Here is a 14,727-nt window from a genome sequence, read left to right on the forward strand (position 1 = left end):
CGGTCTACACCCGGTCGCGCGCCTGCGCCGCGAGCGCACGCTCGACGCCCGCGAGGTTCTCGGTGACGAGGCGCCGCAGCGCGGGGGCGGCGTCGGCATTGGCGTCGAGCCACGCGCGCGTGGCATCCACCAGCTCCTGCGAGGCCAGCGGTGCCGGGTACAGACCCAGCACGATGTACTCGGCGATCGCGTGGGTGCGGCTCGACCACACCTCGGTGAGCGCGTCGAAGTACGGCTGCACGAGCTCCTCGAGCGAGGCCGGGTCGTTGACGTGCGTGTAGCCCATCGTCGTCATGCGCACGACGACGTTCGGCAGCTCGTCGCGCGCGACGAGCGAGTCGAAGGCCGCGCGCTTGTCGTCGGCGCTCGGCAGGGCGGCGGCGCTGCGGGCGGCGGCTTGCTGGCCGTTCGAGGTGTTATCGCGCTCGAGCGCCGCCTCGATCTCGCTGCGGGATGCTGCGCCGTTGAGCGCCAGGCCCTCGAGCAGTTCCCACTCGAGGTCGGTGTCGATCTCGACTCCGGGCAGCGTGATCGAGCCGTCGCGCAGGCCGCGCAGCGTCTCGACGTGCGCGGGCGTGCTCGCCACGTTGGCGAAGAACTTGACGAACTGGAACTGGCTGTCGCTGCCGGCCTCGGCGCTCTGCGCGAGCGACCACAGGGCGTCGCCGATCTCGGCGATGATGCCCGGGCGCGCGGTGGGCTCGACGTACATGCGGGCCACGGTCAACAGCTGCATGAGCGTCGTGCGCACGGTCGTCGACTCGGTCTCGGTCGCGATGTTGCCGAGCACGAGCCGCACGTAGTCACGCGGCGCGGTCTCGGCGTCGCGCGTCGAGTCCCACGCCGAGCCCCACACGAGCGAGCGGGCGAGGGGGTTCTCGATCTTCGACAGGTGCTCGATGGCCACGGCGAGCGAGTCGTCGTCGAGGCGGATCTTCGCGTAGGCGAGGTCGTCGTCGTTGAGGAGGATGAGCGACGGCCGATCCATACCGACCAGCTCGGGCACGTCGGTGCGGGTGCCGTCGACGTCGAGCTCGAGGCGGTGGGTGCGCGTGAGCGCACCATCCACCAGGTCGTAGAAGCCGACGGCCATGCGGTGCGGGCGGATCGTCGGGTAGTCGGGGTGCGCGCTCTGCAGCACGGCGAAGCTCGTGATGACGCCGGCCTCGTCGACCGTCAGCTCGGGGCGCAACGTGTTGACGCCCGCGGTCTCGAGCCACAGCTGCGACCACGTCGACAGCTCGCGCCCGCTCGTGGCCTCGAGCTCGCTCAGCAGGTCGGTGAGCTCGGTGTTGCCCCAGGCGTGCTTCTGAAAGTACTGGCCGACGCCGGCGAAGAACGCGTCTTGGCCCACCCACGCGACGAGCTGCTTGAGCACGCTGCCGCCCTTGGCGTACGTGATGCCGTCGAAGTTGACCTGCACGTCTTCGAGGTCGTTGATGGTCGCGACGACCGGGTGGGTGCTCGGCAGCTGGTCTTGGCGGTAGGCCCAGCTCTTCTCCATGGCCTGAAAGGTCGTCCAGGCCTCGTGCCACTCGGTGGCCTCGGCCGTGGCGATCGTCGATGCCCACTCGGCGAACGACTCGTTGAGCCAGAGGTCGTTCCACCACTTCATGGTGACGAGGTCGCCGAACCACATGTGGGCGAGCTCATGCAGGATCGTGACGACGCGGCGCTCCTTGACCGCGTCGGTCACCTTGCTGCGGAACACGTAGACCTCGGTGAAGGTCACGGCGCCCGCGTTCTCCATGGCCCCGGCGTTGAACTCGGGCACGAAGAGCTGGTCGTACTTCTCGAAGGGGTAGGCGACGCCGAACTTCGATTCGAAGTACTCGAAGCCCTTGCGCGTGATGTCGAAGATGTAGTCGGCGTCGAGGAACTCGAAGAGGCTCGCGCGCGCGTAGATGCCGATCGGGATGCTGCGGCCGTCGCTGCTCGTCAGCTCGCTGTGCACGCTCTGGTAGGGGCCCGCGATGATCGCGGTGATGTAGCTCGAGATGCGCTTGGTCGGCGCGAAGACGGTCATGGCGGCGTCGCCGTTCTCGGTGCGCGACTCGACGGGGGAGTTGGAGACGACGACCCAGCTGGCGGGGGCGGTCACGGTGAAGCGGAACGTCGCCTTCAGGTCGGGCTGCTCGAAGACCGCGAACACGCGACGGCTGTCGGGCACCTCGAACTGCGAGTAGAGGTAGACCTCGCCATCGACGGGGTCGACGAAGCGGTGCAGACCCTCGCCTGAGTTCGTGTACTCGTGGTCGGCCACGACCGTGAGCACGTTGTGCTCGGCAAGCCCATCGAGCTGGATGCGCGTGCCGTCGGGCCCCGCGGCCGCGTCGAGCTCGACGCCGTTGAGCGTGACGCTGTGCACCGTGCGCGTGATCGCGTCGATGAACGTGCTCGCGCCCGCGGTGGCCGAGAAGGTGACGGTCGACGTCGACCGGAACACCTCGTCACCCGTGGTCAGGTCGAGCGAGATGTCGTAGCTCTCGGTCGAGACGAGGGCCGAGCGCTGCTGCGCTTCGATACGGGTCAGGTTCTCAGCGGGCACAGCGGCAGCCTCCTTGGGGCGCGGTACGAGGGATGCGCGGCTCGTGGCCGCGCCCCTTCAGCCTAGACGCGCTCCGTTGCGCGAGCCGATCCGGAGCATTGTTTGCCAACTTAACTTGTGACAAGTAGACTTGCGAAGTGGAGCCGGGCCCGATCATCCTCGACAGTGCCCACCGGCACGGGGTCACGGAGGAGGCGATGCTCCACGCACTTCGATTTCCTATCCGACACTTCGTGCAAGACGATGCGATGACGATGTTCATTGGCCCTGACGAGACCGGCACGCTGGTCGAAGTCGGTGTCGTCGAATGGCATGGCGTCATCGCCATCGCCATCGCCATCGCTCATGCGATGCGGCCAGCACGAGCCAAGTATGTGAGGTGAACACCATGGCCCCCCGCTCAATCGATGAGATCACCGCTCGTGCCGACGAGTTCGCTGACATGTTCGAGGCATACGACCCGAAACCCAGCGACCACGACGCACCTGTGCCGCCCGTGATGGCCGTCAAGCTCGCAGCATGGCGCAGGGACACTGCCGAGCGCGAACTCGCTGACGCGGTGCGTGCGGCGCGCGAACAGCGCCTGTCGTGGCGTGAGGTGGGTAACGCGATCGGCACGAGCGGCGAAGCCGCACGCCAGCGATACGGTGCCACCGCGTAATCGCGTGTCCGCATTAGCAATCTCTCAACGCATGAACGAGGGACGGTCCGAGCTCTGCTCGCGTCCCGACCGTGGCGCTGTGGTGACGGGTCTCGAACGTCATTGTCGAGGCTGAGGGCTGACGCGCGAGCGGGATCTCAGGTGGTCGACGTGGTCAGCCGCGCAGCCAGACCACGCCATGGGCGGGCAGGGTGAGGTCGGCGCGCAGGTCGTGGCGGGCATCCGTCAGCAGGTCGGTCATCGTGGCGGGCAGGCCCGAGAGGGTGATCGCGGCTATGGACTGCGGCTCGTCGGCGACGTTGGCGAAGCACACGACGGGGCCGCGCGGGCCCGGCCGCTGGTAGCCCAGCACGTGCGGGTTCTTGGTGTCGAAGCCGATGAGGGTGCCGCCGCTGAACTCCGGGGTCGCGCGGCGCACCGCGATGAGGTGCTGCAGGCCTGCGTAGATGCGGCCGGCATCGGTCGCGGCGTCGGTGCGCTGCGCGTAGCGCTCGGCGGGGTAGGTCGGCCGGTGCGCCCAGCGGCTGTCGTCGCCGTGCCCGGGCTCGTCGGCCCAGTGCGGGTCGTTGAGCTGGCCGACCTCGTCGCCGAGGTACAGCAGGGGGATTCCGCCGGTCGAGAGCACGATCGAGTGGGCGAGCAGGATGCGGCCAATCGCTCCGGCATCGCCCGCCTCGAGGCCCGCGAGCGAGGCGGTCGTGCCCGAGATGCGGCAGTCGCCCGTCTTCGGGTTGTCTTGGAAGGGGATGCCGCGCGCGAAGCTGCCCGCAAAGCGGTTGACGAAGAAGCTGTTCAAGAACCGCCGGTGCTCGAAGCCGTCGATGCCGAGCTCGGCGGCGTCTTCGTCGGCGAAGGTCCAGCCGATGTCGTCGTGGCTGCGCACGTAGTTGACCCACGCGGTGCCCTCGGGCAGATTGTGGCGGCGGTCGAGGGCCTGCTGCAGCAGCCGGGCATCCCGCGTGGCCAGCGAGTTCCAGATGAGGGCCATCTGTAGCGGGTTGTAGCTGATGCGGCACTCGTCGACCGAGATGTACTCGACGACCTGGTCGGGGTGCACGATCGCCTCGCTCTTGAACATGACGGCGGGCGCCGCGATGCGCAGGGTGGCCGTGAAGGCCTGGATGAGCAGGTGCGCTTCGGGCAGGTTCTCGCAGCTCGTGCCGAGCTGCTTCCAGATGAACGCCACGGCGTCCATGCGCAGGATGTCGACGCCCTGGTTGGCGAGGAAGAGCATCTCGCCCGCCATCGCGCGCAGCACGGCGGGGTTGGAGTAGTTGAGATCCCACTGGAAGGTGTGGAAGGTCGCCCAGATCCACCGCTCGGCCTCCTCCGGGCTCGGCACGGTGCCGTCGCGGCGCGGGAAGGGTACGAAGCCACCCGGGTGGTCGTCGGGGAAGATCTCGCGCACCGTCGTCTCGAAGGCGTCGGGCTGCTCACGACCGTCGAAGACCCAGTAGTAGTTCTCGAACTCCCGCTCGCCCGCGATGGCGCGCTGCGCCCACTCGTGCTCGTTTGAGGTGTGGTTGAAGATGAAGTCGAGCACGAGCACGATGCCGTTCGCGCGCAGCTCGGCGGCGAGGCTCTGCAGCTGCGCCATGTCGCCGAGGGCCGGATTCACCGCGCGGTAGCTCGACACCGCGTAGCCGCCGTCGCTGTTCTCCTCCGGCGCCGCGAACAGCGGCATGAGGTGCAGGTAGGTCAGGCCCAGTTCTCTGAAATACGGGATGCGCGCACGCACGCCGTCGAGGTTCGTCGCGTAGCGGTCGACGTAGCAGACGCCCCCGAGCATCTGGTTCGACTGGAACCAGTCGGGGTCGGCGAGGCGCGCGTCGTCGAGCGCCCGCAGTTCGGCGGGGCGCTGCTGCCACGAGGTTGCGAGCAGGTCGACGAGCGCGGCGAGCTCGGTGTCGAGGTGCAGGCCAGCCCCGTAGATGCGCGTGAGCAGGCTCGTCAGGCGGGGCACCTCGGCCTCGACGCGAGCCGCGAAGCGCGCCCACTCGGCGGGGTCGGTCTCGGGGCGGCGCGCTTGGTCGAGCGCGTGCATCCACTGTTCGGTGCGTCGTTGGTCCGTCTGCGGCACGGTCGCCAGTCTAGGTCGACGTCGCCGCACGCGACTCAGTATTGTCCAGGTGGATAACTCGTGAGACGATGAGCGCATGCACACGACCGTCTTCGAGCGCAGCCGCCCCGACGCCCGCCTGATCGCCGAGAGCCTCGCGGGCTCGCGGCTGCAGCCGTTCTGGCTCGACGACCTGCCCGAGCGGCCCATCCGCCCTGTGCTGACCGGCCGCGAGACGGCCGACCTCGCCGTCGTCGGCGGCGGCTACACGGGCCTCTGGACGGCGCTGCTCGCGAAGCAGCGCGACCCCGACGCTCGCGTCGTGCTGCTCGAAGGCAAGCGCATCGGCTGGGCGGCGAGCGGCCGCAATGGCGGCTTCGTCGAAGCCACGCTCACGCACGGCGCCAAGAACGGCGAAACGCGGTTCGCCGATGAGCTCGAGACCCTTGACCGCCTCGGCATGCAGAACCTCGACGAGATCGATGCCACGGTCGAGGCCGAGGGCTGGCAGGTCGACTTCGAGCGCGTCGGCTCCATCGCCGTCGCGACGGAGCAGTACCAGGTGGCCGAGCTCGAAGCCGCGCACGACGGCGAGCACGAGCTGTTCTTCGACGCCGCCGCGATGCGCGCGCAGATCGCGTCACCCACCTACGAGGGCGGGCTGTGGTCGAAGCGGGATACCGCGCTCGTGCATCCTGGCAAGCTCGCGATCGCCCTCATGCGCGCGTGCCTCGATGCCGGTGTCGAGATCTTCGAGGCGAGCCCGGTCAGCGACCTGAGCGCCGAGAGCGACGCCGTCACGCTGAGCGTGCGCGGGGGCGGCACCCTGCGGGCCGCGCGCGTGGCGCTCGCCACCAATGCGTTCCCCTCCCTGCTCAAGCGCTACCGCCTGCACACGGTGCCGGTCTACGACTACGTGCTCATGACCGAACCGTTGACGGATGCCCAGCTCGCCTCGATCGGGTGGCAGGGCCGGCAGGGCGTAGCCGACAGCGCCAACCAGTTTCACTACTACCGCCTCAGTGCCGACAACCGCATCCTGTGGGGTGGATACGACGCGATCTACCACTTCGGCGGGCGCATCCGCCCCGAGTACGACGATCGCCGCGAGTCGTTCGAGACCCTCGCGAGCCACTTCTTCACGACTTTTCCGCAGCTCGAGGGCGTGCGGTTCAGCCACCGATGGGCGGGCGTCATCGACACGTGCAGCCGCTTCTGCGCCTTCCACGCCACGGCCCACCAGGGCCGCGTCGCCTACTCGGCGGGCTTCACGGGGCTCGGCGTCGCCGCCACGCGCTTCGCGGCCAACGTCATGCTCGACCAGCTCGCAGGCGAGACCACCGAGCGCACCTCGCTCGACATGGTGCGCAGCATGCCGCTGCCCTTCCCGCCCGAGCCGGCGACCTACCCGGCGGTGCAGTCGGTGCGGTGGGCGCTCGACCGCGCCGATCACAATTCGGGCACGAGAAACCTCTTCTTGCGCACGCTCGACAAGGTGGGTCTAGGGTTCGACTCGTGACCCTTCCCCTCGACGCAGCCACGGTGCTGCAGGCCCTCGAGCTCGAGCTCGAGCACGAGCCCGTCGACGACGAGCAGGTCGTCGAGGGCACGCCCACGACGGGTATCGCGGCCCTCACCGAGCTCGACGACTGGGAGGTCGGGGTGTGGGAGATCACGCCCGGCACCGTCACCGACGTCGAGGTCGACGAAGTGTTCATCGTGCTGCGCGGCCACGCCATCCTGCGCCGCGGTGACGGCACCGAGGTCGAGCTGCGCGCGGGCTCGGTCGGTCGGCTCGACGACGGCGAAGAGACCGAGTGGCGGGTGCTCGAAACCCTGCGAAAGATCTACATCGCCTGACCACCCCACGGCCTCAGCCGCCCGCGGGGCCCTCGTAGAATCGACCCATGCGCATCCACGTGGCGACCGATCACGCCGGCCTCGAATTCAGTCAGACGGTGCGCGAGCACGTCGCGGCGCAGGGCCACGAGGTTCACGATCACGGGCCGCAGCACTACGACGCGCTCGACGACTACCCGAGCTTCTGCATTAATGCGGCCCGCGCCGTCGCGCGTGATCAGGCGGCGGGTGTCGAGGCGCTCGGCATCGTCTTCGGCGGATCGGGCAATGGCGAGCAGATCGCGGCGAACAAGGTGCAGGGCATCCGCGCCGCCCTGGTCTGGAGCGAGGCGACCGCTCAGCTCGCCCGCGAGCACAACGACGCCAACGTCATCGCGATCGGGGCGCGCCAGCACACGGTCGACGAGGCGCTGCGGTTCATCGACCTCTTCATCACCACGCCGTATCCCGGCGACGAGCGGCACGCGCGCCGCATCGCCCAGCTCGCCGAGTACGAGACCACCGGCGCGATCGCCGGGCACGAGATCGTCTAGCGGTGCCTGAGGGCCACTCCGTCCATCGCATCGCGCGGCAGTTCGCGCGGCACTTCGTCGGCGAGCCCGTGCGCGTCAGCTCGCCGCAGGGCCGCTTCGCCGACGGTGCGGCCCTCATCGACGGCCGCACCATGACCGACTCGAAGGCCGTCGGCAAGCAGATGTTCCTCGAGTTCGACGCCGCGCTCTGGCTGCGCGTGCACCTCGGCATCTACGGTGCCTGGGACTTCAGTGGCTCGATCACTCAGGACGCGACGCAGCGCTCGGCGCGCGGCCGCATGGGCCAGACGAACATGACCGGCACCGACCCCGATGCGGCACCGGATGCTCGCACGACGGTCGTCGGCGGGCATGAGGCATCCCTCTCCTCCATCGGGGCTCCCCGCCGCACGCGCCTGCGCATGGCCGAGGCCGAGAAAGAGAGCGTCATCGATGATGCGGCGCTCGCCGCCTTCCCGCCCGAGCCCGTGGGCCAGGTGCGCGTGCGCCTGCTGACCGAGCGCGCCGTCGCCGACCTGCGCGGGCCGACGGCGTGCGAGGTGCTCGACGCGCAGGGGGTGCAGCGCGTCATCGACGCGCTCGGCCCCGACCCGCTCGTCGACGACGCCGACGCGGGCGAAGAGCGCATGCTCGCGCGCATCCGGGGCCGCCGCGTTCCCATCGGCCTGTTGCTCATGGACCAGTCGGTCGTGAGCGGCATCGGCAACGTCTACCGTGCCGAGATGCTGTTCCGCGCGCGCCTTGATCCGCACGTGACGGGGGCCGCGCTGCCCGACGACGTCATCCGCGACCTGTGGCGCGACTGGCGCTATCTGCTCGGCGTGGGGGTCGAGACGGGCCAGATGCTCACGATGGACGGCCTCGACGAGGAGGGCCAGCGCGCGGCCCTTCGCAACCGTGCCGATCGGCACTGGGTCTACAAGCGCGAGGGCCTGCCGTGCCGCATCTGCCGCACGACCATCGCCCTCGAGATCGCCGCGGGGCGCAAGCTCTACTGGTGCCCGAGCTGCCAGGCAGGAGTCTGATGCGCCACACGCCGCACTTCCTGATGACCGATCCCGACGAGGTGCGTCGGCTCATTCGCGAGAACCCGTGGATGACGATCGTGTCGAACCCGCCCGGCAGCGGCATCGTCGCCTCGCACTACGCCTTCCTGCTCGACGAGGCGGCGTCGACGGGCGACGAGATCGTGCTCATCGGGCACGTCGGCCGGCCCGACGAGCGGGCGCACGACCTCGGTGCGCACGAGGTGCTGCTCATCGTGCAGGGCGCGCACGGCTACATCTCGCCGAGCTGGTACGCCGAGGGCGACATCATCCCCACCTGGAACCACGTGACCGCGCACCTGTGGGGCACCCCCGAGATTCTCAGCGACGCCGAGAACCTCGAGGCGCTCTCGGCGCTCACCGATCACTTCGAACGGCACGTCGTCAACCCCCGCGGGCTGCACCTCGACCCGGAGTATTCTCGACGCGTAGCCCTCGGCACGGTCGGCGTGCGCGTGCGGGTGACGCGGTTCGACGCCCGCGCGAAGCTCAGCCAGAACAAGCCGCCCGAGGTCGTCGAGCGCATCGTCGCCGAGCTCGAGGGCGATGGGCCCTACAACCACCCCGGTCTGGCCCGCGAGATGAGGAGACACCATGACGCGCGCGATTCGTAATGCGCGACCGCTCGGCGGCCACGACCCGATCGACCTGCTCGTCGACGGCGGGCGCATCGTCGGAATCCTGCCCGCGGGTATCGAGGCCGCGGCACCCGACGACCTCGACCTCGAGGGCCGATTCGTCATGCCCGGGCTGTGGGACGAGCACGTGCACCTCACCCAGTGGGCGCAGCACCGCCGCCGCATCGACCTCGCCCCCGCCGAGAGCGCCGCCGAGGCGGCCGCCATCGTGCGTTCGGCGCTCGCGCGCGGCGAGGCCGCCGACGCGGTCGTCGTCGGCGTCGGATTTCGCGACGGACTGTGGCCGGATGCGCCCAGCGCCGCCCTGCTCGACTCCGTCGCGCCCGACCGACCCATCGTGCTCATCAGCGCCGACGTGCACTGCGTGTGGCTCAACAGCGCCGCGCTCGTGCACTTCGGCGTCGACCAGGTCTCCGGGGCCGACGGCGACGGCGTGCTGCGCGAAGACGCGGCGTTCGCCATCACGGCGCGTCTCGACAGCGCGCCCGATGACGAGCTCGACCGCTGGGTGGCCGAGGCGGCCGCCGAGGCTGCGGCGCGGGGTGTCGTCGGCGTAGTCGACCTCGAGATGCGCTGGAACCGCGACGACTGGGCACGCCGCGTCGCCGCGGGCTTCGACGCCCTCCGCGTCGAGTTCGGCGTCTACCCCCAGCACCTCGACCGCGCGATCGAGCTCGGGCTGCGCTCGGGCCAGCCGCTCGCCGGCACCGTGAGCGTCGGCCCCCTCAAGGTCATCACCGATGGCTCACTCAACACGCGCACCGCCTACTGCTGCGACCCGTATCCGGATGCTCCCGCCGAGGCCTACGGCCGCCTCAACGTTCCCCCCTGCGAGCTGCACCCGCTGCTCGCCCGGGGCAGCGAGGCGGGCTTCGAGCTCGCCGTGCACGCGATCGGTGACGGCGCCAACCGTCTGGCTCTCGACGTGTTCGCCAAGCTGGGGCGCGGGGGACGCATCGAGCACGCGCAGCTCGTGCACGACAGCGACTTCGCCCGCTTCGCGGCGCTCGGCGTGACGGCGAGCGTGCAGCCCGAGCATGCCGTCGACGACCGCGACGTGGCCGAGCGGTACTGGCCGGGTCGCACGCGTCGCGCGTTCGCCCTGCGGTCGTTCCTCAAGGCCGGTGCGCGCATCGTGCTCGGCTCTGACGCGCCCGTCGCGCCGCTCGACCCGTGGGTCGCGATCGCGGCGGCGACGAGCCGCACACGCGACGGCCGCCCGGCCTTCCACGCCGAGCAGTCGATCACGGTCGTCGAGGCGCTCGCGGCCTCGACCCGCACGCTCGTGGCGGTCGGCGAGCCCGCCGACCTCGTCGCTCTCGATGTCGACCCGCTCGCGGTCGACCCCGAGGCGCTGCGCACGATGCCGGTCGCGCTCACGATGCTCGGGGGTCGCGTGACGCACGCCGATGCCGCGCTGCGCGCGCGGGCGGCGCTGCAGGTCTAGCTCGGCGCCGCCCGCGGGCGGGCCCGAGCGCTCACCGGGCGCCGCCCCTGCGGCGGCTACGCCGCGATGTGGGCGAAGAGGAACCAGCGGTCCTTCTCGAGCGCGGCGGTGATCGCGATCGCGAGGTCCTGGCTCACGGGGTCGATCTCGTCGAGCTCGTCGATGGCCGAGCGCAGCGTGACGAGCGTCGCGTCGATGCCGGCGATGACCTCGGCGACGAGCGCATCCGTCGATTGGAAGCCCTCTCTCACGGCGGGCACCGTCGTGGTGGCGCCGATCGTGGCGACGCGCGCGTCGAGCGGCTGCCCGAGGGTGACGATGCGCTCGGCCGCGAGATCGCTGAACTCGCGAGCGTGGTCGACGAGCGCGTCGAGCAGTTCGTGCACGGGCATGAAGTTGACGCCGCGCACGTGCCAGTGCGCCTGCTTGCCTTCGACGGCGAGCGCCATGAGGTCGATCACGACGGGCGTGAGGTGCGCGGCGACGCCTTTCGTGAGCTCGGCAGTCTTGGCACCCTTGGGGGCGGCGGTGACGGTGGCCATGGGGATCGTCCTTCCTTCGTGGGGATGAGGTCCGTCCACCGTAGAACAGCCGTTCTGCCGCCCGCTGGGGGTTGACAGGGCTCAGCGCAGCTGGGCGATGCGCGTCGCGGTGTCGCGAACGTTCTGCCCCCGGCGCTCGAAGCGTGCGGCGATCACGATGATGAGCACGCCGGCCAGACCGAGCCACAGCCACCACTCGACCGAACGACCGACGAGGTCGAGCAGCGGCCAGCTCTGCACGAGCAGGTGCACGAGCAGCACGGTGCCACCGATCACGAAGGGCGCCTGCAGGCGTCGCCACAGGCCGCCGGCGAAGACGGATGCTGCGGCGACGCCGAGCGCGACGGCCCGCCACAGCGGCTCTCCCGCGGCGTCGATCGCCAGCAGCGAGGGCACGAGCAGCACTGCCATGCCGGGCCCGAGCCATGGCCAACTGCGCGCAGCGGGCACAGCGTCGAGATGCATCGTGCCGATCGCGATCGCGGCGAGCGCGAGGGGCAGGCTCACGAGCTCCACCGGCTCGACGGCGCCGGTGAGACCGAGCGCGCCGGCGCTGAGGGCGGCCGTGCCGAGGGCGGCGATCGTCGCGATGTCGCGCAGCCGGCCCTCGGCCAGCACGCGGGCGGCGACGGCGACGGCGCTCGGCACGAGCACGACGAGCGCAGCGCGCAGCAGGGCGGCGCCTGTCAGCGCGCTGCCGTTCGCGGTGAGGAGCAGGTCGAGGGCGTGCGCGAGGGCGAGCAGCCCGAGTGCCGTGAGACCGGTCCCGACGAGGGCGCCGCTCATGCCCGGAAGCCGCTCGTCGATGCGCCGCTCGGCCAGCAGGGGCACGATGGCGAGCGCGACAGCGACGAGCGCGACGACGATGCCCCGCGCATCCGTGCCGTCGGCGCTCTGCGCGGCCGAGGGCACCAGCGCCACGAGCAGTGCTGCCGACGTGAGGGGCGCGGCCGTGCGCGAGGGAGCCGCGCCGCGGCGACGACCGAGCAGGGCGCCCGCGGCGACGATGAGCAGCATCGCGCCGGCGAGCGGCAGCACGTAGGGCTCGGAGCCCCTCTCGCCGGCGTCGGCGAGGCGCATCCACAGCGCGATCGTGGCGAGCCCGAGCGCCACCCAGCCGACGAAGCGGCGGGGCGAGGTCGAGCCGATGAGGCCGTCGCGGCTGATCGCCGTGACGAGCGCGAGCACCGCGAGCATGAGCACGGTGATCGCGACGAGCTCGGGTCGGGCCGAGCGAACCGCGGCATCGGCGACGAGCACGAGCCCGGCGAGGGCGGCCGCCCCATCGCTCGCGACGCGATCGAGACCGGGCTCGGCCAGGGTCGATCGCCACGAGCGGGCGCGCGCGTCGAGCGCGCGGTCGCCCACGGGCGCAGCGGTGAGCAGCGCGACGACGGCGACGACAGCGAGCGATCCCACGGCGATGGTCGCTACGAGAGCCGGATCGAGGCCCGTGCCGTCGACGCCGAGCACGATGCCGCGGGCCACCACGAGCGGCAGCAGAGCGCGGGCGACGAGTCGCTCGCCCCGCGGCGCGCGCACCGCGACGAGGGCGAGTGCGCCGGCGAGCAGGGCGAGCGTGAGCGCTTCGTCGAGGGCGGGCAGGCTCACGGTCGTGCTCGCGAGCCCGGCCGCACCGAGCGCGACGATGCCGACGACCCGCTGCTCGAGCACGGCGAGGCGACCTAGCTGGCTCGTCACGATGATGACGGCGGCACCCCCGACGACGAGGCTGCCGGGGCTCAGCTGCAGTGCGGGCAGGGCGCGCTCGAGATCGCCCGCGAGCTCGGGCATCGACCCCAGCACGAGCGCCGCGCCGAGTGCGACGAACGCGGCCCGAAGCGCGGTGATGCTCGTCGACGGGCGGGCGAGGGCGATGGTCAGCAGCGCGATCACGAGCCCGACGACCCAGCCGCGCGGCACGGCCCACCCCGTGACGAAGGCGCCGAGGGCCGCACCGGTGGCGAGCGGGATGCACAGGGCGATGAGCGCGCGGCGGGCATCCCGAGCGGTGACGCGCTCGGCGACGATCAGGCCCGCCGCCGCACCGAGCGCGAGCACGGCGAACACCGCCATGACGGCCCACCACGCGGGCAGCAGCGGCACCGCCGCGACGAGCACGATCGCGGCGATGAGGGTGAGCGCCCGAGCGCGGCGCACGAGCACGCCGAGCGCCGCCCAGCTCGCGGCGATGAGGCCGAGGCACAGCGCGAGGGCGGCGAGGGCGGCGACCGTGGCGGGGTCGCCCGAGGCCACGGGGTCACCGATGCCGAGCGGGATCACCTCGAGACCCTGCGTGCCCGCCTCGACGAAGGCGGCACTCGCGACGATCGCGGCGAGTCCTGCTGCGATGGCGGTGAGCGCCGTGGCGGTGACGGTCGCCGCCGCGAGGGTCGTTCGCCAGGGCGACCCCGCGGCCGAGCGCCGCCAGCCCTGCTCGGCGAGGATTGCGATGACGACCGCGGCGATGAGGGGGGCGCTGACGATCACGCGATCCTGCTCAAACCGCGCGGCCGAGACGACGGCGCCGACGACGGCCGCGAGCGCGGCACCCCCGCCGATCGCGCTCAGCACGAGCGTCGTGCCCGCGCGCGGCGCCGCTGCGCGCACCGAGCGAGCGAGCGTCACGACGTGCAGCAGCGCGGCGGCGGCCAGCACGAGCCCCGCGATGACGGGGGAGTACCGGGCACCGGGGTCGAGCTCGACGAGCAGGGGAAGCGCGACGGTCGCGCCCGCGGCGCCGATGATGAGGGCGACCGCGCGCGCGGCGCTGCGGGCGACGGGTCGCGCGTTCGGCACGATGATCCACGATGCGGCAGCCACGATGAGCGCGGCGAGCGCGGCCGCGGTCTCGGGCGCGGCACCGATCGCGGGCAGCAGCTCGCGCACGGCGTGCAGCGTCACGAGGGCGGCACCGACGGGCAGCAGCCCGGCCCCGGCGACGCCGGGCGTCGCCAGCCGGGTGGTGCGCGACCACAGCGCGGCCGTCGCGCCGACGATCAGCAGGGCGGTACCCCAGTACAGCGCTTCGGGCGTCGAACCGAGCCCCGCGGGGTCGTTGAGCCGCAGCGCCCACGCGTCGAGCACGAGCATGACGGTGCCGAGCGCCGCGATGCCTTCGGCGGTCGAGCCGAGCCCGCGGCGCGCGAGCACGCCCGCGGCGACCATGGTGGCGAGCGTGCCGCCGATGATGATCGCCATGCGCACGGTGCTGCCGTAGGTGACGAAGGCGTAGACGAGGCCGAAGACGGCGAACACCGAGAGCAGGCTGATGCCGACGACGATGAGGGCGATCTGGATGCCCGAGCGCCGCGGCCCGGCCACTGCGGTCGGCGCGGCCGGGGCGACGGGCAGCGCGGCCGGGGTGCTCGCGGGCGGCGCGGCGACGGCGGA

Annotated in this window: 12 protein-coding genes; 8 read left to right on the top strand and 4 right to left on the bottom strand. The window is 71.5% G+C overall.

All coding sequences use genetic code 11. The features are described 5' to 3' along the window. Window positions 1-4: 4 nt before the first annotated feature. On the bottom strand, window positions 5-2,548 hold the full coding sequence (gene pepN / locus ACK4HH_RS06680) for an aminopeptidase N (protein WP_409649838.1): 2,544 nt from the start codon (window positions 2,546-2,548) through the stop codon (window positions 5-7). A gap of 137 nt (window positions 2,549-2,685) precedes the next feature. Here pepN and ACK4HH_RS06685 point away from each other — a divergent pair, with 137 nt between their 5' ends. Further along, window positions 2,686-2,931 carry a hypothetical protein gene (locus ACK4HH_RS06685; RefSeq protein WP_409649840.1) on the top strand — a complete coding sequence of 82 codons (246 nt, stop codon included), beginning with the start codon at window positions 2,686-2,688 and terminating at the stop codon, window positions 2,929-2,931. 5 nt (window positions 2,932-2,936) lie between these two features. Then, entirely contained in the window at window positions 2,937-3,209 is a 273-nt protein-coding gene (locus tag ACK4HH_RS06690; protein WP_409649874.1) for a hypothetical protein, read from the top strand. Between the two features lie 154 nt (window positions 3,210-3,363). Here ACK4HH_RS06690 and ACK4HH_RS06695 read toward each other — a convergent pair whose 3' ends face one another. Then, the gene (locus ACK4HH_RS06695; protein ID WP_409649877.1) at window positions 3,364-5,253 is read right to left on the bottom strand and encodes an alpha-amylase family protein; all 1,890 of its coding nucleotides are present in this window, start codon (window positions 5,251-5,253) and stop codon (window positions 3,364-3,366) included. 112 nt (window positions 5,254-5,365) lie between these two features. Here ACK4HH_RS06695 and ACK4HH_RS06700 point away from each other — a divergent pair, with 112 nt between their 5' ends. From ACK4HH_RS06700 to ACK4HH_RS06725, 6 genes are read left to right on the top strand one after another with little or no spacing between them, the layout of a single operon-like run. Next, window positions 5,366-6,787, top strand: a complete 1,422-nt coding sequence (locus ACK4HH_RS06700) for an NAD(P)/FAD-dependent oxidoreductase (RefSeq protein ID WP_409649843.1) — start codon at window positions 5,366-5,368, stop codon at window positions 6,785-6,787. Continuing rightward, window positions 6,784-7,128, top strand: coding sequence for a cupin domain-containing protein (locus tag ACK4HH_RS06705; protein ID WP_409649846.1), 345 nt, complete (start codon window positions 6,784-6,786; stop codon window positions 7,126-7,128). Before ACK4HH_RS06700 ends, ACK4HH_RS06705 begins: the two co-directional genes overlap by 4 nt. Window positions 7,129-7,175: 47 nt before the next feature. Then, the gene (locus ACK4HH_RS06710; protein ID WP_409649848.1) at window positions 7,176-7,661 is read left to right on the top strand and encodes a ribose-5-phosphate isomerase; all 486 of its coding nucleotides are present in this window, start codon (window positions 7,176-7,178) and stop codon (window positions 7,659-7,661) included. 2 nt (window positions 7,662-7,663) lie between these two features. Beyond that, a complete protein-coding gene (locus ACK4HH_RS06715) occupies window positions 7,664-8,686 on the top strand; it encodes an Fpg/Nei family DNA glycosylase (RefSeq protein WP_409649851.1) in 1,023 nt (340 codons plus the stop codon). Then, on the top strand, window positions 8,686-9,321 hold the full coding sequence (locus ACK4HH_RS06720) for an FMN-binding negative transcriptional regulator (RefSeq protein ID WP_409649853.1): 636 nt from the start codon (window positions 8,686-8,688) through the stop codon (window positions 9,319-9,321). The genes ACK4HH_RS06715 and ACK4HH_RS06720 overlap by 1 nt, the downstream gene beginning before the upstream one ends. Then, complete coding sequence (locus ACK4HH_RS06725; RefSeq protein WP_409649856.1) at window positions 9,302-10,792, top strand: amidohydrolase; 1,491 nt, start codon at window positions 9,302-9,304, stop codon at window positions 10,790-10,792. The genes ACK4HH_RS06720 and ACK4HH_RS06725 overlap by 20 nt, the downstream gene beginning before the upstream one ends. A gap of 56 nt (window positions 10,793-10,848) precedes the next feature. Here ACK4HH_RS06725 and ACK4HH_RS06730 read toward each other — a convergent pair whose 3' ends face one another. Together ACK4HH_RS06730 and ACK4HH_RS06735 are read right to left on the bottom strand one after the other, a co-directional pair. Beyond that, a complete protein-coding gene (locus tag ACK4HH_RS06730; protein ID WP_409649859.1) occupies window positions 10,849-11,334 on the bottom strand; it encodes a Dps family protein in 486 nt (161 codons plus the stop codon). An 81-nt stretch (window positions 11,335-11,415) separates the two neighbouring features. Continuing rightward, window positions 11,416-14,727 (bottom strand): SCO7613 C-terminal domain-containing membrane protein (locus ACK4HH_RS06735; protein WP_409649862.1); only part of this gene is annotated, 3,312 nt, incomplete at its 5' end.

It is taken from the genome of Microcella sp., from assembly GCF_046296455.1.
Classification (GTDB): Bacteria; Actinomycetota; Actinomycetes; order Actinomycetales; family Microbacteriaceae; genus Microcella.